16 protein-coding genes and 3 pseudogenes are annotated in these 21,861 nt (G+C 69.2%); 8 read left to right on the plus strand and 11 right to left on the minus strand.

Annotation, left to right across the window (positions count from 1 at the left end):
- The coding region (locus tag KJK29_RS00005; protein ID WP_215116505.1) for a hypothetical protein at positions 1-184 on the minus strand (184 nt) is incomplete at its 3' end.
- Between the two features lie 780 nt (positions 185-964).
- On the opposite strand from KJK29_RS00005, the gene KJK29_RS00010 reads away from it, so the two are divergent.
- The gene (locus tag KJK29_RS00010; protein WP_251057644.1) at positions 965-1,831 is read left to right on the plus strand and encodes a hypothetical protein; all 867 of its coding nucleotides are present in this window, start codon (positions 965-967) and stop codon (positions 1,829-1,831) included.
- Positions 1,828-4,495, plus strand: a pseudogene (locus KJK29_RS00015) (Helicase associated domain protein). The gene KJK29_RS00010 and the pseudogene KJK29_RS00015 overlap by 4 nt, the downstream one beginning before the upstream one ends.
- Positions 4,496-4,544: 49 nt before the next feature.
- Here the strand turns inward: KJK29_RS00015 and KJK29_RS00020 are convergent.
- The 3 genes and pseudogenes from KJK29_RS00020 to KJK29_RS00030 form a co-directional block, all read right to left on the minus strand.
- Positions 4,545-5,120 (minus strand): DUF6262 family protein, encoded by a 576-nt coding sequence (locus KJK29_RS00020; protein ID WP_251057645.1) that lies wholly within the window; start codon positions 5,118-5,120, stop codon positions 4,545-4,547.
- A gap of 589 nt (positions 5,121-5,709) precedes the next feature.
- Positions 5,710-6,147, minus strand: a pseudogene (locus tag KJK29_RS38645) (tyrosine-type recombinase/integrase); the annotation flags it as partial.
- 24 nt (positions 6,148-6,171) lie between these two features.
- Entirely contained in the window at positions 6,172-6,615 is a 444-nt protein-coding gene (locus KJK29_RS00030; RefSeq protein WP_215116506.1) for a hypothetical protein, read from the minus strand.
- A gap of 541 nt (positions 6,616-7,156) precedes the next feature.
- On the opposite strand from KJK29_RS00030, the gene KJK29_RS00035 reads away from it, so the two are divergent.
- The 5 genes and pseudogenes from KJK29_RS00035 (at position 7,157) to KJK29_RS00050 (ending at position 10,795) form a co-directional block, all read left to right on the plus strand.
- Positions 7,157-8,167: a hypothetical protein gene (locus KJK29_RS00035; RefSeq protein WP_215116507.1), complete on the plus strand. Its 1,011-nt coding sequence runs from the start codon at positions 7,157-7,159 to the stop codon at positions 8,165-8,167.
- Between the two features lie 475 nt (positions 8,168-8,642).
- Positions 8,643-9,056: pseudogene (locus tag KJK29_RS38650) on the plus strand (lamin tail domain-containing protein).
- 94 nt (positions 9,057-9,150) lie between these two features.
- Positions 9,151-9,504, plus strand: a complete 354-nt coding sequence (locus KJK29_RS00040) for a hypothetical protein (protein ID WP_215116508.1) — start codon at positions 9,151-9,153, stop codon at positions 9,502-9,504.
- Positions 9,505-9,818: 314 nt separating this feature from the next.
- On the plus strand, positions 9,819-10,064 hold the full coding sequence (gene yidD, locus KJK29_RS00045) for a membrane protein insertion efficiency factor YidD (RefSeq protein ID WP_215116509.1): 246 nt from the start codon (positions 9,819-9,821) through the stop codon (positions 10,062-10,064).
- A gap of 119 nt (positions 10,065-10,183) precedes the next feature.
- Positions 10,184-10,795 (plus strand): hypothetical protein, encoded by a 612-nt coding sequence (locus tag KJK29_RS00050; protein ID WP_215116510.1) that lies wholly within the window; start codon positions 10,184-10,186, stop codon positions 10,793-10,795.
- A 381-nt stretch (positions 10,796-11,176) separates the two neighbouring features.
- Here the strand turns inward: KJK29_RS00050 and KJK29_RS00055 are convergent, their stop codons facing one another.
- Positions 11,177-11,653 carry a DUF3592 domain-containing protein gene (locus KJK29_RS00055; protein WP_215116511.1) on the minus strand — a complete coding sequence of 159 codons (477 nt, stop codon included), beginning with the start codon at positions 11,651-11,653 and terminating at the stop codon, positions 11,177-11,179.
- 203 nt (positions 11,654-11,856) lie between these two features.
- Positions 11,857-12,987, minus strand: a complete 1,131-nt coding sequence (locus tag KJK29_RS00060; protein ID WP_215116512.1) for an FAD-dependent oxidoreductase — start codon at positions 12,985-12,987, stop codon at positions 11,857-11,859.
- Between the two features lie 132 nt (positions 12,988-13,119).
- Between KJK29_RS00060 and KJK29_RS00065 the strand changes: the two genes are divergently transcribed.
- A complete protein-coding gene (locus KJK29_RS00065) occupies positions 13,120-13,707 on the plus strand; it encodes a TetR/AcrR family transcriptional regulator (RefSeq protein WP_215116513.1) in 588 nt (195 codons plus the stop codon).
- 189 nt (positions 13,708-13,896) lie between these two features.
- On the opposite strand, the gene tpg is transcribed toward KJK29_RS00065, so the two are convergent.
- From tpg to KJK29_RS00090, 5 genes are all read right to left on the minus strand, one after another.
- A complete protein-coding gene (tpg, locus tag KJK29_RS00070) occupies positions 13,897-14,454 on the minus strand; it encodes a telomere-protecting terminal protein Tpg (protein ID WP_215124078.1) in 558 nt (185 codons plus the stop codon).
- Between the two features lie 3 nt (positions 14,455-14,457).
- Entirely contained in the window at positions 14,458-16,572 is a 2,115-nt protein-coding gene (tap, locus tag KJK29_RS00075) for a telomere-associated protein Tap (protein WP_370869106.1), read from the minus strand.
- Positions 16,569-16,946: a hypothetical protein gene (locus KJK29_RS00080; RefSeq protein WP_215116514.1), complete on the minus strand. Its 378-nt coding sequence runs from the start codon at positions 16,944-16,946 to the stop codon at positions 16,569-16,571. The genes tap and KJK29_RS00080 overlap by 4 nt, the downstream gene beginning before the upstream one ends.
- Before the next feature lie 201 nt (positions 16,947-17,147).
- Entirely contained in the window at positions 17,148-17,741 is a 594-nt protein-coding gene (locus tag KJK29_RS00085) for a response regulator (RefSeq protein WP_215116515.1), read from the minus strand.
- The gene (locus tag KJK29_RS00090) at positions 17,738-21,850 is read right to left on the minus strand and encodes a HAMP domain-containing protein (RefSeq protein WP_456115084.1); all 4,113 of its coding nucleotides are present in this window, start codon (positions 21,848-21,850) and stop codon (positions 17,738-17,740) included. Before KJK29_RS00090 ends, KJK29_RS00085 begins: the two co-directional genes overlap by 4 nt.
- Positions 21,851-21,861: the final 11 nt, after the last annotated feature.

Raw genomic sequence — 21,861 nt, forward strand, 5'->3', positions numbered from 1 at the left:
AGGTTAACACAAAGACACCGACAACTTTCTTCAGCACCTTCCCGCGGAGCGGGTGTCCCATCGCTGCGCGATGTGCAAGCGAACACTCGTGCTGCGCACGGGTGTTGCGCACGGTGTTGCGCTCACGCTCCGCGTGAGCGCTGGCGGGTGGCTGCGCCACCTGCACACCCTGCTTGCTGCGCAAGCAGGGTGACGGTCCGTCCGCTGCGCTCCCGGACCGGCGGGACTCTGTCCCGCTACCAGGCTTCCGCTTCGCTCCAGCCTGATCGGCGAGTCCGCTGCGCTCCCCCGCCTGACGGTCCTTTCGGCTGCGCCTCCAGTCCCTTTGGGGCCCGCTGGCGCGGGCGGGGCTGGCTATAAGGGGCGGGGGTCGCTCGTTCGTGTGGGTTCTAGGTAGCGGCTGCATCAGGTTGATGCAGCATGTACCGTTGGCGGAAACACGGGACTCCCACCAACCACTTGGGGCGAGTCTTGAAGGAGGGTACGAATTTGCTGAGCGTCGAAATGCGCCTCATGGTGCGGGAGGAAATCCAGCGTGAGGTTACTGGATTTACGGCGGAACAGATCCGCGAACGGTTGGTGGCTGCGGGTGGTTTGGAAAGCCGCGAGGGTCACCCGAGGCCACTCAGTACGGAGGAGCTGCGGGTGGTTTGGAAAGCCGCGAGGGTCACCCGAGGCCACTCAGTACGGAGGAGCTGCTGGCGGCGGTTCGGCGGAACGAGTTGCGGCGCATCTGGACCTTGATGGGTGGCACGGCGTGGGACGACTACTCTCCCGAGAGGGATGCGCAGGCGGACCGCTGGCACCAGGCGCTGCGGGACCGTCAGGAAGGTGCGAGCGGTGGGGCAGTGGAGTTCGACTCCGGGCTGATCCGCTATCGGATCGTGGCGCAGCGGACTGACCCGGCGCATCCCGGGCTCCGGTGGTGACGAACTACACCTATGCGCGGTCCGTTGAGGAGGCCGTGGCGAAGGTGCGCCGGGCGAAGGAGAAGCCGGGTGGCTTGTACGGGGATCAGGGCCTGTACCGCGTGGTGGAGGCCGTCGAGGAGAGCCCGCAGAGCGAGGCGCGTCAACTGCAGGGCGCTCGCGGGCTGTTCCTCACTGCGGTCATGGACGCCGCTGTTGCCGCCCTGGACGATCAGCCAGCATCTGCCCGCCCGGAGTTGATCGAGGTCCTGTCCGAGTTCTTCTTCGACACCGTCCTCACTCGCGCGATCGTCTCCCCCGACAGCGGAGAGGACAACGCTCAGCTGCACGCCCGGGACGGGGAGGTCCTGTCTCGCTTGCTCCTGGCTCACCTCGCCGACCACGGCCTGGACCTGGTGGAGGCGAGCGCCGGCACCGGCGAACTGCACGCCCTGCCCGATCGGCACACGGGTGTTGGTCGGCCTTCCCTTCGTGACGAGGAGAGCGACGCGCCGGCGGAGCTCATCGAGCGCGTCCTCGCCGTGTGCGAGCAGCACTATGCCGCCGTGACCGGCACCACCTCCGAGCAGTGGGACCAGAAGTCGTCCCAGGAGCTCGTGGACATCGCCCTGCGAACCGTGCACCTGGCGGAGCCGGAAACCTACCCGCAGACGCTGGACGCATACCTGCACGAGCACCGGGCGCGGCTGGAGCGGCTGTGGCGCCGCTACGGGCCGGGCGGCATGTTCGCGGGCGAGCTCGTGCTGATCGACCTGCCCGGGTCCTTCGTGCTGTGCGAGAGGATCGAGACGACCCCGCTCTGGCTCGAAGGGATCTGGACGAAGCGCGGCCAGGAGGAAACCGCACTGGAAAGGCTTCACGGCAGCTGGCTGTACGACACGGGAGAGGGGGAAGGGCGATGAGCAGGATTCCACTCAAGAAACACCAGATCGACCAGAAGTCGCGTTTCCGTAAGTGGGTCGGATTCCCTGCAAGATCATCTGTGCCCCCACAGGGTGCCCGTGGCACGATCGTGTCAGCGACCGGCTCCGGAAAAACGATCATGGCCGCCGCGAGTGCACTGGAGTGCTTCCCCGAAGGCCGGATCCTCGTGACCGTGCCGACCCTGGACCTGCTCGTGCAGACCGCCCAGGCGTGGCGGGCCGTGGGGCACCGCTCCCCCATGGTCGCGGTGTGCTCGCTGGAAAACGACCCGGTCCTGAACGAGCTGGGCGTGCGCACCACCACCAACCCCATCCAGCTCGCCCTGTGGGCCGGGCACGGACCGGTCATCGTGTTCGCCACGTACGCCTCTCTCGTGGACCGCGAGGACTTCGACGACCCGACGGGCCAGGGACGCACTCGCGGGCCGCTGGAGGCAGCCCTGACGGGCGGGGAGCGGCTGTACGGCCAGCGCATGGACGGTTTTTCGCTCGCCATCATCGACGAAGCCCACTCAACCGCAGGCGATCTTGGCAGGCCATGGGCGGCGATCCACGACAACGCCCGTATCCCCGCCGACTTCCGGCTGTACCTGACCGCGACCCCGCGCATCCTCGCCGCGCCCCGGCCGCAGAAGGGCACGGACGGTCAGGAGGTGGAGATCGCGACCATGGGCCAGGACTCGGAAACCTACGGCCCGTGGCTGGCTGAGCTCGGGCTGAGCGAGGCGATCGAACGAGCGATCCTCGCCGGGTTCGAGATCGACGTGCTGGAGATCCGCGACCCCTCCCCGGTCCTCGGGGAATCGGAGGAAGCACAGCGGGGCCGACGCCTGGCGCTTCTGCAGACCGCGATCCTGGAGCACGCCGCCGCGCACAACCTCCGTACAGTCATGACTTTCCATCAGAAGGTGGAGGAGGCGGCGGCTTTCGCGGAGAAGATGCCGGAGACGGCCGCGGAGCTGTACGTCAACGACGCCTCCGACGGCGACTTGGCCGCCGCGGGCCGACTCCCCGCATCGTCGATCGACGCGGAGTTCTACGAGCTGGAGGCCGGTCGCCATGTCCCGCCGGACCGCGTGTGGTCGGCATGGCTGTGCGGCGACCACCTGGTGGCCGAACGGCGCGAGGTGCTGCGGCAGTTCGCCAACGGCATCGACGCAGCTGGCCGCCGGGTCCACCGCGCGTTCCTCGCAAGCTGTCGCGTGCTCGGAGAAGGCGTCGACATCACTGGCGAGCGGGGCGTGGAAGCCCTCTGCTTCGCCGACACCCGCGGTTCGCAGGTGGAGATCGTGCAGAACATCGGCCGAGCGCTCAGGCTCAACCGCGACGGCAGCACGAAGATCGCCCGCATCATCGTGCCGGTGTTCCTGGAGTCCGGCGAGGACCCCACTGACATGGTCGCCTCCGCCAGTTTTCGCCCCCTTGTAGCCGTTTTGCAAGGCCTCCGCAGTCATGATGAACGACTTGTCGAGCAGCTCGCCTCCCGGGCCCTGAGTAGCGGGAAGCGCAAGGTGCACGTCCGGCGCGATGAGGACGGCCAGATCATCGGGCCGGCGGCGCGGGCGATGGCCAGGACGAGGAACAGGACGACACCGACGCCGTTGCAGAGTCGGCCCTGCTCCACTTCTCCAGCCCGCGCGACGCGGCGACCATCGCGGTTCTCCTGCGCACCCGGGTCTACCGGCCGGAGTCCCTGGTGTGGCTGGAGGGCTACCAAGCCCTCATCCACTGGCGGAAGAAGCACCACATCCTCGGCCTCTACGCCGTCCCCTACGACACCGAGGTCGAGGTCGGCGTGACAAAGGCTTTCCCGCTGGGGAGGTGGGTGCACCAGCAGCGAAAGGCACTGCGGGCCGGGGAACTGGAGCCGCGGCGCAAGGAGCTCTTGGACGCTCCCGAGGCCGGGATGATCTGGGAGCCGGGCGAAGAGGCGTGGGAGAACAAACTCGCCGCACTCCGCTCCTACCGGCAGGCCACAGGCCACCTCGCACCCCGCCAGGACCAGGTGTGGGGCGAGAGCGAGGCCGGGGGGCTGGTACCCGTTGGGCAGCACATGGCCAACCTGCGCCGCAAGGGCGGCCTCGGAAAGGACCCCGAGCGGGCGGCGGAGCGCGCGGAGCAGCTGGCGGCGATCGACTCGGACTGGAACTGCCCCTGGCCACTGGCCTGGCAACGCCACTACCGCGTCCTCGCCGACCTCGTCGACGCCGACGGCGCTCTGCCCGACATCGCTCCGGGCGTCCTCTTCGACGGCGACGATATCGGGCGCTGGCTCCAGCGGCAGTCCCAGCCGGCTACTTGGGCGCAGCTGTCGACCGAGCAGCAGGAGCGGCTGTCCAAGCTGGGCATCAAGCCCGCCCAGGCGACGTCTCCGGCCCCTGCGGCTACGCGTGCGACGAAGGGCCCGAGCAAGGCGCAGCAGGCGTTCCAGCGCGGCCTGACGGCTCTCGCGCAGTGGGTGGAACGGGAAGGTGCTCACCGGCCTGTACCCCGCGGCCACAGCGAAGAGATCGCGGTCGACAGCGAGACGGAGCCGGTGGCCGTGAAATTGGGTGTGTGGGTCTCCAACACCAAATCTAGGCGGACAAGCTCGCCCAGGACCAGCTCGACGCACTGCGGGAGCTGGGCATCGAGTGGGCGTGACGCTCCCATCGGCAAGGTCCGTCCCGTTTGGCAATGATCCGAGGCTGGGTCAGAAGCGCGGGGGCGGGGTGGTGAGGTAGGGAACGAGTTGGGCTTCAAGGTCGGCGATGCGTTTGTCCATGAAGCGGTTGTTCTGGCGGGCGCTGGTCAGGCGTTCTTGGATCTGCTGGTTGTCCTGGGTGAGTTGTCGTACGTGCTGCTTCAGCGTGGTGTTCTCGGTGACGATGCGCTGAAGTGAGCCTTCGGGGAGATCGTGTTCGAGGTCGCGGATCTTGCCGAGGAGTTCTGCGATGCGGGTGCGCTGGGTGCGGATTTCGCGCTGGGCTTGGGTGAGTGCGTCTGCGGCGTTGAGTGCACGTTCCTTCCAGGCGGGCTGTGCGCGGCTGGCGCTGCTGGAGACTCCGGGATGGGGTCTGGTTGTGCGGGTGGCCTGTTCGATCACGGCTCTGGCCTGCTGGTTTTGATAGAGGAAGGTACGTGAGACGCGGGCAGTACGGGCGAGGGCTGCGACGGTGACAGGCGTGTGGTCGCGTGCTGCGGCCGTCAGGGCGGTCTGGAGGCGTTCGAGCATCTCCTGGGTGGCTTGGCGGCGGGCTTGGACGGCCGCGTCGGTGCGGGGGCTCATGGCTGTCCTGTGGTGTCGTCGGGGGCCTGAAGTGCTGCGAGGTCTCGGGCGCGGAAGGCGGTGCTCCGGTGCGGTGGAAGTAGTCCTGGGGGCGCCGCAGGTCGAGGGTGAGGGCTTCGTCGAGGATGCCGAGGGCGGCCAGGGCCTGTTCGAGTCCTTTGATGGCTTTGGCGGTGGGTTCGAAGACGGTGTGGAGGTAGTCGGCGGTGGCGTCGTCGGGGGCGTTCTCGGCTATGGAGCGCCACTGTTCGGCTTTGCGGCGCCAGTAGAGGAGGTCTGCGCCGGAGAGGACGAAGTTGTCGCAGTTCTCGCAGTCGAGTTTCCAGGGGCAGGCTCCGCCGTCGACGACGGGTTGGTAGGTGCAGAATCCGCCGTCGGTGGGGGTGCTGCGGCGGGAGCGGTCCAGGGCCAGGGCGAGGGCTGTCTCGCGGTCGATGGGGGTGGTGTCGCCGGAGAGGAGTTTGCCTGGGTGGGGTGCGCCGGGCCCGGCTACCCAGATGGTGTTCAGGACGTCTTCGAGGTCGCTGTTGGTGATCTTCACGTAGTGCTCGGCCATACGTTCGGAGAGCTGGCCGAGGTAGCGGCGGATGTGGGTGAGCGTGGCGCCGGCGCGCAGCAGGTTGGTGGCCAGGGTGTGGCGGGCCTGGTGGGCGACGTAGGCGCCGCCGAGGTCGAGGTCGGCGATCCAGGTCTTGAAGCGCTGGTTGAAGTGTCCGTAGGAGATCGGCTGCCGGCCATTGGGGTTGCGGATGCGGGAGGGGAACAGGGCCAGGCCGGGGCGTTCAGCGGCTGTTGGGGTGCGGCCGTAGCGCTTTTCGAAGCGGTGGAGTGTCTTGGTTCGGCGGGCATCGAGGCACTGGTAGACGGGCTCGGGGATGCGGATGCCCTCGTTGTAGTTGCCGACCTTGGTCTGGTCGTGCCACAGCATGGCCAGGCCGCGGTAGCGGCCGATGCAGTCCAGGCGTAGTCCGACGACCTCGCTGCAGCGGCGCCCGGTGGCGACGATGGTCTCCCAGATGTCCCGCAGGCCCCGGTCGTTGAGGTCGAGTTCCTACCTCAGCCACTTAAGGTACCGAAGGGCGGCCATGCTCATCCCGGCCGCAGGACCGCCGGGTTCCTCCAGGTCGGCTACCTGCCGCCGCAGGGCCGGTGTGTCCGCCCCAGGGCGGAACCGGTCTCGGATGGTCTCGTCGGCGCTTTCGCTGGAGGGCTTGCTGATCAGATGCCGAAGAGCGGCATGGGGTCGCCTGCCCTGAACGCGGCACAGCGGGTGCAGGTGCGGCTTTCGGCAGGTGGCTTCCTTCACGTTGCGCCGGCACTCGGCGCAGTGCGGCGCCCGCCACGGGTACGGCACCGCGTCCACGGCCGCCTGGGCCGCCGCCCGGGCCTCAGCGAGCGCGTGTGGGTCGTCCTGGTCATCCAGGAGGCGCAGCGCACGGTGCAGAGCCTCGCGGGCCTTCATGGGGTCGGGTGCGCGGCGGGCCACTGGGGGCACGTGAACTCCAGGGGCGCGGCGGGGAGTCGAGCCGATGACGCCCAGGTGACCCACGTGGCGGTTTCGGCGTCTCCCAGCAGCACCTGGGCCTGCTCGGTCGGTGTCTCCCCGCACGCCGTGGACGGCAGCCGTGGGTGGCCTTGGGCGCGGGAACGCAAGGGCGTTAGGGGCCCTATGAGGTGATGGCGCAGGGCTGGGTGGCCCACCTGTTCGTAGCACGCAGTCTCCTCGTCGTGCTGCTCCAGGGCGGTGGTCCGGCCACGCTAGGCCAGGCTGATCACGAAGGTGATCAGCCGGAGGTACGGACGTGTGCCATGGCGGACTCCCCGAGTGTCTCGCCGGTGCCGTCGTTCGGCGCCTTGTATCCAGCGTCACGGCCCGCCCAGGATGCTGAACGGATCTCGCCGTACAAATTCATCAGCTTCCATCACCATCCACTTACGTCTTCTGCGCGATGCCGGTGACCTGCACTTCCTGGCACTCTCTGACACCCGGCCGTCCGGCCGGACCAACGGGTGGCGGCCGAGACGAGGGGGCGGACATGGACAGTGCGCGGGAGGAACTGACCCAGGCACTGCAGGACTTGCACACCAAGGCCGGCAGGCCCAGCTTGCGGACCGTCTCCGAAGCCGCGGCAGCACGAAACGAGGAGTTCCCCGAGACGGTCAGCCACGACACAGTCGGCCAGATGCTGCGCGGCACCGGCGCTGTGCCGCGCTGGAAGGAGCTGGAGCACGTGGTCGTCGTCCTGTCCGACATGGCCTCGGCCGTGCCCGGTTCCCACACCAGCGCGGACTGCGGCACCGTCGTCAGCAGGTTCCTCTTCCTGTGGGAGGCCGCCGACGACAGCTGCTTTCAGAAGAACGCGGACACCGGCGCTCCGGCCGTCATCCCGGAGATGGCCCTGTACGTCGTGCAATCCATCGAGAACCTCTCCGGCGACCAGGACGAGCACGTCCGCGCCATGCGCTATCTCGCCGATATAGGCAATACCCACCACCTCGAAGGCAGGGGCAGGCCCCGACTGTGGGTGGACTGGCTCGCCGCCTTACGCGCCGCCGGCCGCCACGGCACCGCAGACCGCCTGCGCGACACCGCGCTCATGCAACAGGAATTCCGCCTTGTGCACGAACAGCCCCTGGAAGAAGCCGGGCTCACCGAGGACGCCGAACGCGCAGCCGTCTTCTGCACCCTGGACTCCATGTCCACCAATGTGCTGCCGCTCGCCCGGATGGCAGCTCCGGAAGCCATCGCCGTCTGGGGTCTGCAGCGCAGGGGCAACGGCACGCTCTACCCCTGGTCTGACCAGACCTGGGAACGCGGAGGCCCTCGGGACGAACTCCTGACGCAATTCGTCCGCCAGCGTCCCCTGGAAGACGTCACCGACCTCGCATGCGCCATGGATCTGCACGGCATCGAGGTCCACTTCCTCTTGGAGAAGGTGCCCCTGTGGGACCTCGCGACACTCGCCATCGACGCCACACTCCGCGGCGCCACCACCGTGTGCGAGCCCGTACAGCGTCGCCTGTCCGACCTGCTCCGGCGACACTGATCCTGCCTGCCGGGTGGTGGGACGAGGTCCCGCCCAGCCGCAGGTGAGACCAGAACCCGAGCACTCCGCGACCAGATGGCTGTTACTCACTTTCGGGTGACGGCCCGATCCCTTGCGGGGTGGCGCAGCGTGGCAGAGAGATGCCTGACCCCAACGCCCGCACGGCCTGCCCCTCTGTCAGTGCGTCAACATTGCGCAAGGATGATTTAGATGGATGTCGCATCCGAGAGTTACGGAAAATCTGACGACTGGTAACAGGGTCATGTTTTTCCCTCGTCTTCTCCATGGCGTTGACAGGGTGTGCGGGCGGCCAGTCGGCCGTCACCGACACACGGCATCCGACTGCCCGGGCAGCCCGCATGGGGCTCCTCGGGGATGGTGTCCGGACCATAAGGGGAGCTCTTGTCCGCTTCCGGTTTCAGTCACCGCTCGTCGTCTCGCCGCCGTCACCCTCACCGCCGGCGCTCTGGCCTCGGTGGTCACGCTGCCGGCATCCGCCGCCGACCACGCCCGCCCCGAGCGGTCAAAGGCGGAGATCTCCGACATCCAGTACGACTCGCCCGGCCGGGATGCCCGTTCCATCCGCTGTCCGAACCGCGAGTGGGTGGCACGAACACCGGCCGCCGCACCGCCAGCCTCGAGGGCCGGCCCCTGAAAGGGACGAGGACGGCCGCGGCTACACCTTCGACCGCTACCGCCTCGGGCCGTGCCACGGTCCGCATCCACACCGGCCACGGCCGCGACACCGGCAGTGACCTGTACCAGGACCGATGCAACTAAGTCTGGGACAACAGGTCCCGACACCGCCACCCTCCGCAACGACCGCGGACGCCCCATCGACGAGGAATCCTGGGGCAACCACCGTTGCGGCGGCCGCCACCGCCACTGACCCACCACCGCGGGCGTGAACTGAACCGCCCCAGCCACACCCCGACAGGACACACGCACCCGGCCAAGGGGCAATCGAAGGGACAAACGGCTCCATGGGAAAGAAAAAGGCCCGTCCGCACGGCAACGGCCACACGGCGACGCCAGGCCGGAGAGGGTCCAGCCGGTCCAAGCGCGCGTCCGGCAAGCTCGTGCGCATGTACCGCCGCTACCACGCGTGGCGCGCCCCGTTCCCGCTGTGGGCGAGGAGCGTGTGCGACATCCTGTTCTGGGCCGTCATCGCCGCCGCGGCGTACGTGGCAATCGGCAGCCTGTGCGGAGCAATCCTCATCGCGGCTCCCCTTCTCGGGCTCCTCGGACTCGCCTCGAGCAAGGAACACGACGACGGCATCGACTGGAACGACCACCGAATGGGAGGCCAGCCCAAAGACCCCGGACCCAAGATCTGAACCGTGGCTGACCGCGCGGAGCGGCGGTTCCCAACCCCCGCAACCGCCACCCGTACCCGCCATATGACCTTTCGACCGTGACGGAAGGACTGACATCATGCCGCGAAGCCAGAAGCGCAACATGAAAAACAGAGCCGACGGCGAGAAAGACGAAGGGTGCTGCGCGGGGACGCTCGACACGCTGGCCCACCCGTGCTGCTGCGGCGGCTTGTCGCAGGCGGCCATGCTGCTCGCCGTTCTCCGCCCTTCGCTCACGGCCGCCGGCCACGGCGCTGACCCCGCCGCGCCCTCCGGGCGGGCGGCTGTCCGGTGCGATGTACCGGGCCGTACGCCACTACCGCCTCACGGTCAGCCCGACCCGGCCGGCCTGCTGCCCCTACACCCCGACCTGCTCCACTTACGCGGTACGGGCACTCCACCGCTACGGCGCGCTGCGCGGCGGCCGGCTGATCCTGGCGCGTCTGCTGCGCTGCCGGCCCGGTGCCGCCCGCCGCCGGGGCTTTCGCGACCCGGTGCCGCCGGGGCCGCAGCGGACCGCGCGCAGCCGCCCCGGAATCTGAGGCCCGAGAGCGCAGACGTCCCCGGTGGGCGCGGAACGGCTCGGGGGCCGGCGACGTCGCGGTGGTCGGGCCGCGGCCGCGCACAACGGGGCGCCCCCCGGTCCTGCTTGGATGAACGCGTGATCGACTCTGAAGACCGTGAGCAGCAGGCGGCGGTCAGCCGCCTGCTGCTGTACTACCTCAACGGCCCCCTGGCCGAGGGCTGCCGGCTTCGCGGGGTTCTGCCCGCGCCCGGCGCCGTCCGGATTGCCGTCCATGCCGGGGACGACGAGGACGGCGTCACCCTCCTGTACGAGATCCCCCACGACACCGTTGCCCCGTACTACATCCCGGGCATCCTGCGCACGGTGCTGGCGGGCACTCAGATCTACGGGACGAGCGACATCAGCGAAGCCATGGGGATGACCGTCATCCGCCTCCACCCCGAGGAGATCACCCCCGATCCGGAAAGCGAGTACGGCCAGACCCTCACCGTCGTACGCGCCCTGTCCGGCCCCGGCGACGAGGAGAACCCCTTCCTCATTGGATTCCTGATGCGGGGCCACCACCTGCTGCGCCTGTACGTGCAGCGTCCCGGCCGCCCAGGAGTCATCGGCGTCGACGTTCGCCTCACCGACATGACCACCGCCCTGATCGCTTCCCTTCCGAGCCTCATCGAAGAAACGCAGCACCAGAAGCCCTCTCCGGACGACCCACTCTGCGACCTCCTCGTGGACCTGACCAACTGGTAGAACACCTGCCTCCCAACCCGGTCGGCGAGGCGGGCGCGGAAAGACGGCGTCCCGCCGAGGAAGAACCCCGGCGGGACGCATCAGCCACCGGCTCGTGCCAGCTGCCGCCTGCGGTGGCCGACTTCAACACAGCGCACTCGGAATCCCACCACGGAATATCCTTGCGGATTTCTGTCAGCCGGCGGCCCGAACACACCTGAGGGGCGTCGGGCTCGCCGGCCTGGACTCGGACTCGGCTGGGCAACGTGACGTCGCTGTGCGATCACTCCCCCGCTGGCGGCGCCGTGGAAGGGGCCAGGTCGCGGTGCCAGGTCGTGCGTCGGCGTGAGTGGTGCTGGTTCTATCGGCGGCAGAATGATCGGATGCAGCAGCGCGCCGGCCTCACAGTGCGGCAACCACGTGAGCGACGAGGAGGATGCCCATCACCGCCACGAACGCCGGGATCGCCAGTAGGAAGACCATGATGAGCGTGTTCAGGAGGCTGACGCCCGCCCTTGCGTCCCCGGGCCGCGCAGGGTCGTAGGTGACCTCGATCGGGTCCGTGCCACTGCCGGCTGTCTGATACGTGTGGCTCTGGCCGGTGGCTGTCGCGTACGTGTACACCCGCCGCTTGTTGGTGTAGTGCGAGAACTGGGCCACTACCGTGATGCCACGCCGTTTCAGTCGCCAGTCGTCCACGTTCGCCCGGGCCCCGGCATAGACCATGAAACACCCGGCGTACAGCGCGACCGAACCGCCGAGCAGTGCGGCCACCTGTCCCCCGCCCCCGAAGACGCCCACGGCCGCCACCAGCCCGGCATAGAACAGGGCAGCCACCGCGTTGAGTGTTCTGCGGGTCGGGTCGGGCTGCGCGTTCATCTGCTGGTCCTGCCGGTGGTGGGTCGTGTCGCCGCCGTATGCGTGGTGCGGGACGGTGGGGACGGACAGGCTGAATCCTTTCCCGTCCTCGCGGGTTGCAGTCGGCGTCGTCTAAGGCTGGTGCAGTGGGATGCCTCTCTCGGTGATTCGGCGGCACGTCGGAATTCCGGACGGGCCTTTCGCGGCGGTGCGGTGAGCGGGCTTCACCGGTAGTTGAGTTCGGCGAGTTCGGTGGCGAGTTTCTTGGGCATGGCCGTGTGGCCGAGCAGGGGCAGGGCGATGTTGCGGGCAGCGCGAGCCATGGCGTTGCGGGTGGTGGCTATGCGGGTCATCCGGTCGGTGAAGGCGACCACGCGCTGGGCAATGGGGCGGCGTTGTGCCTCGTAGCCGTCGAGCTGTCCGGTGGCGAATGCCCGGCCGAGGGCGTAGCCGTCCTGGATGCCGGTGTTCATTCCCTGGCCGCCGGCGGGGCTGTGCACGTGCGCGGCGTCGCCGGCCAGCAGCAGGCGGCCGGCCCGGTAGTGGTCGGCGACCCGGTGGTGCACCCGGAAGCGGGAGGACCAGGTGTGGCCGGTGACCTTGGCCTGGCCGGGAGCGCGTTCGTCCAGCAACTTCTGGATGAAGGTGGTTTCGGGGCTTGCCGGAGCGTTGTCCACGGTGGCGACCACCCGGTAGCGGCCGCCGGGCAGCGGGGCGACGACGGTGAGTCCTGCGGTGCCGAAGGTGAGTGAGACCTCGCTGGGGCCCGGGGCCCAGTCCATGACGACGTCGGCGAGCACGAAGGACTCGGCGTAGGCGCTGCCGGTGAAGGCGATGCCCGCCGCTCCGCGCACGGTGCTGTGCATGCCGTCGGCGCCGACGGCGTACGCGGCGCTGAGCGTCTCGCCGGTGGCCATGGTGAGCCTCACGCCGTTGTCGTCCTGGACGGCCGATGTGACCTCGTAGGGGCGGTGCACGTCGCCGCCGAGCGCGCGCAGCCGGTCCAGCAGCACGCTCTCGGTCTCGTACTGAGGGACCATCAGCGTGTACGGGTGGGCCGTGGCCAGCTGGTCGAACGGGACGGTGAGCAGTCGGCGGGCGCCGTCGCGCACGGCGAAGCGGGTGATCTGGATGCCACGCGCGATGAGCTCCTGGGAGGCTCCCAACTCGTCCAGGACCTCCAGGGTGCGGGCATGCACGACGGCGGCTCGCGAGGTGTTCGCGCCCTCGGCCAGCCGGTCCAGGACGACGAAGTCGATGCCGGCGGACGCGAGGGTCACGGCAAGCGCGAGGCCCGTCGGGCCGCCGCCGACGATGGCGACCTCGGTGCGGGCCGGGAGTGCGGTGGTGTTCATGGCCAAGCCTTCCGATCTGGGTCCAGGACGCATGTCAACAGATGTTGGCCAACGAGTGTTTGCCAACATCTGTTGACATGATGCTCGGGCTCCCGCTGGAAAGTCAACACGTGTTGGCCTACAGTTGTTGGCATGACGCACGGCGCCGAGACCACCAGCACAGACAAGCGTTCCGACCGCACCAAGGCCGCGATCCTGCGCGCCGCACGTGAGCGGTTCGCGGAGCAGGGCTACGAACGCACCACGATCCGCGCCGTCGCCTCCGACGCCGGCATCGACCCCTCGATGGTCATGCGCTACTTCGGCAACAAGGCCCGGCTCTTCGACGCGACACTCACCATCGATCTGCGACTGCCGGACCTCACGGACGTCCCGGCCAACGAGCTGGCACAGACCCTGGTGCGACACTTCCTCGAACGCTGGGAAGACGACCCGGCCGACGACGCACTGCTGGTCCTGCTGCGCTCGGCCGTCACCAACGAGCAGGCCGCGGCCCGGATGCACGAGATCTTCGCCGCCCAGGTCGCGCCTGCACTGGCCGCCGCCCTCGGACCGGAGCCCGCCGCACATCGGGCCGGCCTGGTCTCCGCACAGCTCCTCGGCCTCGGACTCACCCGCTACCTCCTGCGCCTCCCGGCCGTGACCGCCCTGACCAGGCAAGAGATCGAAAGCGGCCTCGCCCCGGCCATCCAGTCCGTCCTCGACCCGGCCGCCTCCTAGGCCCCGCCCTCCCCAGCAACGGCCTCGAGGCACGGCATGGTCCCATCGCCCATCCGGTGATCCCGCCGCCGGATCGCCGGATACAAGCCGGGCTCAGGGGACCCTGAGACCGGGGAAGCGTCCGGCGGATCACGCCGACCGAAATGCCCCGTCACAACTGGCGATCACTGCTCGGCCAGGGGCCTGGATTCAGTAATCGAGATCCAGGTAGTCGATGTCATTGATGGCCACGTCCGACAGCCCCATCGCGCGGACACCGCCGTCCTGGAAATACACGTCCTTGAATCCGTCGGCGATGATTCCGCGCATCTCCTGGTCGCTCGCCCCGGTGTCGCGGGCGTCGAACAGGCGCTGCGCGTAGGCCGGGGGGAGGTGCACAGTGAGGCGGCGGAAGCGTCCGTCGTCGGTCGTGCCGACGGGCGCGGTGTACCCGAACCGGGCCCGGGTCTCCACCGTGATCCCGCCCGTGGAAGCCGCCTGCCGCTGCCGGCGCTTGCGCACCTGCGGCTGCCAGCGGGCCCGCACCGCTTCGTCGATCCTCGCCGCGACGTCGGGCCGGGCGTGCTTGCGGGCACCGCGGCGGTAGCGGTTGACGGAGTCGGCGGTGACGCCGATCTCCCGGGCGACGGCTTTCGCGCTGCCCAACTGCCGGATCAGGTAGCCGATCCGGCCCTTGAGCGTCTTCGGGGGCTCGCGGGTGAAGCCCTCCCGCGCGGCCCGCTCGATCGCGTCCTCGATCTCACCCACCATTTACTCGCCCTCGTCCAGAACAGCGTCGCCGCCCTTGATGTGGCGGGCCGGGTTGAGGCCCTTCTCCATCAGGTCGACCGCCCACAGCACCGTCTGGACGCCCTCCAGCTTGGCCAGGCCCGGCGTGGGGCCCAGGCGGAAGCCACCGGGTTTCGGCTTGCCGGAGGCGTCGTACGGCAGGAAGTCCAGCGGACTCTCGCCCGGCGAGGGGTACACGACGCAGTCGGACAGCACAGCCAGCGGATACAGACCGGTCATCACCGCCATATTGCGCAGCTTGCGGTGCATGTTGACCCGGGCCTTGGAGATCACGGCGGCGCGGATGTCGGGGCGCCAGGTCGGCCGCTCCAGTGCCGGCCACCGCTCGCCCTGCTTGTAAGACCTGCCCTGAGGGCGCTCGCGCAGCTTGCCGACGCCGCCCTTCACCGTCGCCTTGACGGCGGCGAGCACGGCGGCCAGGGCCGGGTCGGTGTCCCTGTGCCCCTCCATCGCCGCCAGGAACTCCGCGTCCGTCGAGTCCTTCGTGACGCCGAGGTCGGCGAGGGTGTCGAGGTAGGCAGTCCGCAGGCGGTCGTGCCACGGGTCCAGGTAAGCCCCGGTCTCACGGCGCAGGTACGCCTCCAGCGGCCGGACGTCGTAGCCGAGCTCCTGGGCGTAGGCGACGGTGTGTGTCTGGTACCAGGCCGGGCCCGTCGGACGTTCGCCGGTCGGCGTGAACGGGCTGGGCAGGCGCGGGTCCAGCTCCACGTGGGACAGGTCGACCAGCCAGGAACCCGGGATCTTCGGGTTGAACTTCGGGGCGTGGAAGTGGTCCGGGGCGGACAGGCCGACGACCAGACGGGACGCGGCCGCCAGGAACGCGGTGTTCAGGTCCAGGCCGACCGCGTACGGCAGATGGCACTCCTCATCGCTCAGCAGGTCCACCGGCCGCACCCACTGGTATGCCTCCTCGTTCAGGAACCCGCCGCTCCAGCCGGAGTTGACGACCACGGGGTGCTCGGAGGTGGCCTCCGGCGGCGCCGGGTCCATCGGCTCCGTCCCCAGGCTGCCCGGATTGTGGCCGGGCACCCAGTTCCCGGTCGCTTCGTCGCGCTCGGCGCGCGTGGGCGGGCGCAGCGCCGTCATCAGCTCCAGCCCGGAGACGGCCGTCGACCCGCGCGGGGTGATGACCCGCTGCGCGTACACCCCGAGAACGCGGGCGATGTCGGCCGGCTCCATCTCCGCGACGCCGGGCCAGGACCGCTCATCGAGGGCGTCCCAGGACAGGATCGCCAGCTGCACGCACTGCCGCTGCCTGCCCTGTGCCTTGCGGTAGATCCGCGCCCAAGGGCCGAACCCGCGCTGTGTGAGCTGCCACTTCGCGCGTCCCACCTCCTTGACGACCGGATGGTCGGACGGCAGGCGCAGCGAGCGGCGCTGCTCGTGGCCTTCGAGGCGCTCGGGGAGCCCGAGCTTCACGGCGGCTGCGGCGGTCAGCACGATGAGCGGATCGGAGTCCTTTCCGTAGCGGTGCAGCTTTGCCGCACCCAGGCCGGACTCACCCAGCGTCCACTCCACCAACTCCGGGATCGTGCGCGCGGGGCAGTCGAGCACGATGCCGTTGACGCCGTAGGCGGAACCGTCACCGTCCAGTACCGCGAGCGGACCGTGCGGGAAGCGCGGGTCGACGGCGGGTGCGGCGGGCGAGGCGGCCTGCTTCGCGGCCGGACGGTGTGACGTCGCCGGGCGGGCGGCCGGACGCTTCGGCGTGGCCGGGCCGGAGAGGGTGTCGTGTGCCGGGGGCCGGGGCGCCCGTTGCGGGCCGGTGGCCTCGTGGTCGGGGTGTGGGGCGGGGGCGGGGTAGCGGCGGGCGAGTCCTTCCAGGAGGCGGCGGTAGGCCTCCAGGCGCTCCGCCTTGGGTTCGGCGCGGCCGGCTTCCCAGGCGACGATACTCGGCACACGCACGCCCAACGCCTGGGCGACGGCGGCCTGGGTGAGGCCGGCCGCCTCGCGCAGCCGTACCCGTTCGGCGGGAACAGGCAGCACCGTGCCGTCGTCGACGGCGGCCAGCAGTGAGTCGATCGCGGTGAACAGCTGTGGCGGCTGGTTCGTCATCTGCGGTTCTTCCTCGTTCATCGCACCCCCTGGCGGATCTCTTCGAGCCGCGTCATCAGCCTCTGGTAGCGCTGCGAGGCGGCCTGGGAGGAGTTCAAGCCTTGGTGCTGGGCGATCTGCCGCCAGTCCATGCCGCAGCGCCGGGCCTCGATGACCACCTGCGTCTCCAGCCGGTCCAACTGCTCACGCAGCCCCTCGAACAAGCCCAGGGCGGCGCCCACATCGTCCGGGAGCACACTCGGCCTGCCGTGATCGTTCTGCTCGCCGGTGGCCGCCAGCAGTCGTCCCACCAGCGATGCGTCCTGCTCGACCCGGTGCGCGACCGTGGTTTCGTCACGGGCGGGGGCCAGCAGGGACAGGCGGTCGCGGGCCTGCTGCTGGGAATCACGTGCCATGCCGGCAGCCTACTTCAGTCTGGCAACGAAACAACGTTTCATTGTTTCATTTCCCGGGAGGTGGGAGCGGACATGCCAGCTCCGTACCGTCTGCGCGTCCACGGCCACTGCGAAGGGCGCACGGCCCTTCGTGCGCAGCGTCTTGCGAGGCGGGCAGCGCCGGGCGGCGGGTACGCAACGCCCAGCCGACTGCCCCCACTCCTACTCAGCGGCGCTGCGCCCCGGGAGCAGCGTTCCCACCGCGCGTTCCACCTCCGCGATGCGGTCCGCGAGGGCCGTCATGTCGGGTTCGGTGTCGGGGCTGTTGCGCAGGAGCAGTTTGATCTCGGTGAGTTGCTGGGTGATCTCGGTGAGGCGGTCGGTGTCCGTGCCGGTGGCGCGCATCGCCAGTTGGCGGGTTTTGCGGTGCAGATCGAGGAAGACGGTGACCTTGGTGCGCAGGACCCAGGGGTCGACGGGTTTGGCGATGAAGTCGGCGGCGCCGATGGCGTATCCGCGATAGGCGTAGTCGGCGCCGCGGTCGGTGCCGGTCACCAGGATGATGGGGACGTCTTTGGTCTGGTCGAGGCGTTTGATGTTGGCGGCGGTCTCGAAGCCGTCCATGCCGGGCATGCGGACGTCGAGGAGGACGACGGCGAACTCCTGGCGCAGCATGGCTTTGAGGGCTTGCTCTCCGGAGCGGGCTCGGACCAGGTGCTGGTGGAGCGGTCCGAGTACGGCTTCGAAGGCGATGAGGTTCTCCTCCATGTCGTCGACGATGAGGATGCTGCACGGGTTGGCCAGGTTGGTGTTCATCGTGCGTCCTCGGGCGGATCATCGGCGGCGTCGGCGCTGGCCGGGTCCGGTGCGGGCTGCGGATCGGTGGGCGGGTCGAGTACGTCGCAGATGGCGGAGAGCAGGCGGTCGATGTTGACCGGCTTGGGGACGTAGTCGTTGGCTCCGCTGTCGATGGCCTTGTCGCGGTCCTGGGGCATGGCCTTGGCGGTGAGGGCGATGATCGGCAGGTGGGCGAGGCGGGGGGTGTCCCGGATGGTGCGGATGGTCTCGTAGCCGTCCATCTCGGGCATCATGATGTCCATCAGGACCAGGGAGACGTCGGAGGCGCGTTCCAGGACCTCCAGGCCCTCTCGGCCGTTCTCCGCGTACCGCACGGTGATGCCGACACGGCCCAGTGCGTGCGTGAGGGCGAAGACGTTGCGGATGTCGTCGTCGACGATGAGGATGCGGCGGCCCGCCAGGACGCGGCCGGGGCGGCCGCTGAGCCATTCCTTGAGACGGGTGGTCTCCGGCCAGGTGTCCTCGCGGCCGTTGGCGGGTTCGGCGGTCTGGCCGTCGCCGGTCAGGTCTTCGGGGAGGTGGTCCGGGGACGCGGTGCCGGGCTGGAGGGATTCCGTGGTGTCGAGCATGTGCTCGGGTGAGGTGTCCGCGGTGGCATCCGGCGGCGGTGCGGTCTGCGGGGGCAGGGCGGGTGCGGTGCCGACGGTGCGCAGGTCCGCGGGGCCCTGCACCGCCGTGGCGCCGGGGTGGAGCGCGGGGATGTAGAGGGTGAAGCGGGAGCCCACGCCCGGCTCGCTCTCGGCGACGATCTTGCCGCCGAGCATTCCGGCGATCTCCCGGCTGATGGAGAGGCCGAGGCCGGTGCCGCCGTACTTGCGGTTGGTGGTGCCCTCGGACTGCTGGAACGCCTCGAAGATCATCGGAAGCTTCTCGGTGGCGATGCCGATCCCGGTGTCCTTGACGGAGAAGGCGATGACGGCATCGGCGTTCTTGAGTGTCTCCTCGGTGAAGTGCATGCCCAGCACCCGGCTGACACGCAGCTCGACATGGCCGTCGTGGGTGAACTTCACCGCGTTGGAGAGCAGGTTGCGCAGTACCTGCTGGAGGCGCTGTTCGTCGGAGTACAGCTCGGCCGGTACGTCCTTCTCGACCGCGATCTCGAAGCCCAGCCCTCGGTCGATGGTCAACGGCCGGAATGTCGCGTGGACGTAGTCGAGCAGTTTGATCAGCGGGAGGGTCTTGGGGCGTACGTCCATCCGGCCGGCCTCGATCTTCGACAGGTCGAGGATGTCGCTGATCAGCTGGAGAAGGTCCGAGCCTGAGCGGTAGATGGTGGTCGCGAACTGCACTTCCTGTTCGGCCAGGTGGCCGTCGGGGTTGTCGGCGAGAAGACGGGCGAGGATCAGCAGGGAGTTCAGCGGTGTGCGCAGTTCGTGCGACATGTTCGCCAGGAACTCCGACTTGTACTGCGAGGCGGTCGCGAGGAGTGCGGCCTTCTCCTCGAGTTCGGCGTTGGAGCGCTGCAGTTCGTCGGACCGCTCGCGCAACTCGGAGGTGAGGCGCTGGGACTCCGACAGCAGCGACTCCGTACGGGAGTTGGCGATGATCGTGTTGGTCGAGACGCCGATCGTGTTGACGAACTGGTCGATGAAGGCCAGGTGCACATCGTTGAACCTGCTCAGCGAGGCCAGTTCGATCACCCCGAGCACCTGGTCCTCGAAGAGGATCGGCAGGATGACGATGCTGGCCGGACGGGACGTGCCGAGGCCGGAGTTGATGGTGATGTAGTCGGGCGGGACGTCCGTGATGAGGATGCGTTTCTTCTCCTGCGCGGCCTGTGCGATGAGCCCGCGGCCCGGGGTGCCGCTGCCGGGCAGCGGGCTGCCCCCGCCTGTCTGGTCGGTGCCGTACCCGGCGATGAACTGCAGGCCCTCGCCGGGCGGTGCTCCCGCCTCGGCCAGGAAGAACGCTCCGAACTGCGCGTTCACCAGCGGCGTCAGCTCACGCAGGATCAGGTCGGCGACCTCCACCAGGTCGCGGTGACCCTGCATCAGCGCCGCCATGCGGGTCAGGTTCGACTCCAGCCAGTCCTTGGCGCGGGTGGTCTCGCGGAGGTTGGAGACCATGAGGTTGATGTTGTCCTTCAGCTCGGCGACCTCGCCCTGTGCCTCGACCGTGATGGCGCGGGACATGTCGCCCTGGGTGACCGCGCTGGCCACTTCCGCGATCGCCCGGACCTGAGTGGTGAGATTCAGCGCCAGCTCGTTGACGTTCGTCGTCAGGCGCTTCCACGTGCCATAGACACCCTCGACCCGCGCCTGGCCGCCGAGCTGCCCCTCGCTGCCGACCTCGCGGGCCACGCGGGTGACCTCGGAGGAGAACGAGGAGAGCGTGTCGACCATCGTGTTGATGGTGGTCTTCAGCTCCAGGATCTCGCCGCGCGCGTCCACGTCGATCTTCTTCGACAGATCGCCCTGGGCGACGGCCGTGGCGACCTGGGCGATGTTGCGGACCTGCGAGGTCAGGTTGTAGGCCATGAAGTTGACGTTGTCCGTGAGGTCCTTCCACACCCCCGACGCCCCGCGGACCTGCGCCCGGCCTCCCAGACGGCCCTCCGTGCCGACCTCGCGGGCGACCCGGGTGACCTCGTCGGCGAACGCCCGCAGCTGGTCGACCATCGTGTTCACGGTCTCCTTGAGCTGCAGGATCTCGCCCCGCGCGTCCACCGTGATCTTCTGACTCAGATCGCCGGTGGCGACGGACGTCGTCACCTGGGCGATGTTGCGGACCTGCGAGGTCAGGTTCGACGCCATGAAGTTGACGTTGTCCGTCAGCTCCTTCCACACCCCCGACACCCCGCGGACCTGCGCCTGACCGCCCAGATTGCCCTCGGTGCCGACCTCGCGGGCCACGCGGGTGACCTCGCCCGCGAACGCCGACAGCTGGTCGACCATCGTGTTGATCGTCGACTTCAGCTCCAGGATCTCGCCCTTGGCCTCCACCGTGATCGTCTTGCCCAGATCGCCCTGCGCGACCGCCGTCGCCACCTGGGCGATGTTGCGGACCTGCGAGGTCAGGTTGTCCGCCATGAAGTTGACGTTCTCGGTGAGGTCCTTCCACACTCCCGACACCCCGCGGACCTGGGCCCGGCCCCCCAGACGGCCCTCCGTGCCGACCTCGCGGGCGACCCGGGTGACCTCGCCCGCGAACGCCGACAGCTGGTCGACCATCGTGTTCACCGTCAGCTTGAGCTGCAGGATCTCGCCCCGCGCGTCCACCGTGATCTTCTGACTCAGATCGCCGGTGGCGACCGCCGTGGTCACCTGGGCGATGTTGCGGACCTGGGACGTCAGGTTCGACGCCATGAAGTTGACGTTGTCCGTGAGGTCCTTCCACACCCCGGACACGCCCGGCACCTGTGCCCGGCCGCCCAGCTGCCCTTCCGTGCCGACCTCGCGGGAGACCCGGGTGACCTCGTCGGCGAACGCCCGCAGCTGGTCGACCATCGTGTTCACGGTGAGCTTCAGCTCCAGCAGCTCGCCGGTCGCCTCCACCGTGACCTGCCGGGTCAGATCACCGCGGGCGACGGCCGTGGTCACCACCGCGATGTCGCGTACCTGTGCGGTCAGCCGGGACGCCATCGTGTTGACCGCCTCGGTCACATAGCGCCAGTCGCCGGCCAGACCCTGCACCGTGGCGCGCCCCCCGAGACGGCCCTCCGTACCGACCTCCCGGGAGACCCGGGTCAGCTCGCCCGTGAACAGCGACAGCTGCTCCACCATGCGGTTCACCCCGCGCCCCAGGCGCCGCAGGTCACCGCGGAGCTGGCGTCTGCCGTCGTGGAGCTCGGCGCGCTGCGTCAGATCACCGTCGGCGACCGCGTCCAGGACGCGCGTGGCATTGACGATCGGGACGGACATGGCCTCCAGCAGCGCGTTGGCCGCGTCCACGCTCGTCGTCCAGCCACCGGAGCCGGGACTCGCCGCCAGCCGCTCGTCCAGCCGTCCCTGCCGGGCCACCTCGCGGCGTACTCGCTCCAGCTCCGAAGCCAGGTGCGCGTTCCGCGTGGTGATCTGGTCGAACACGCCCGCCAGGTCCGCGAGGATCCCCTCGGGCGCGCTACCCATGCGTACGGTGA

The sequence above is a fragment of the Streptomyces koelreuteriae genome, from assembly GCF_018604545.1.
GTDB classification, from domain to species: Bacteria; Actinomycetota; Actinomycetes; order Streptomycetales; family Streptomycetaceae; genus Streptomyces; species Streptomyces koelreuteriae.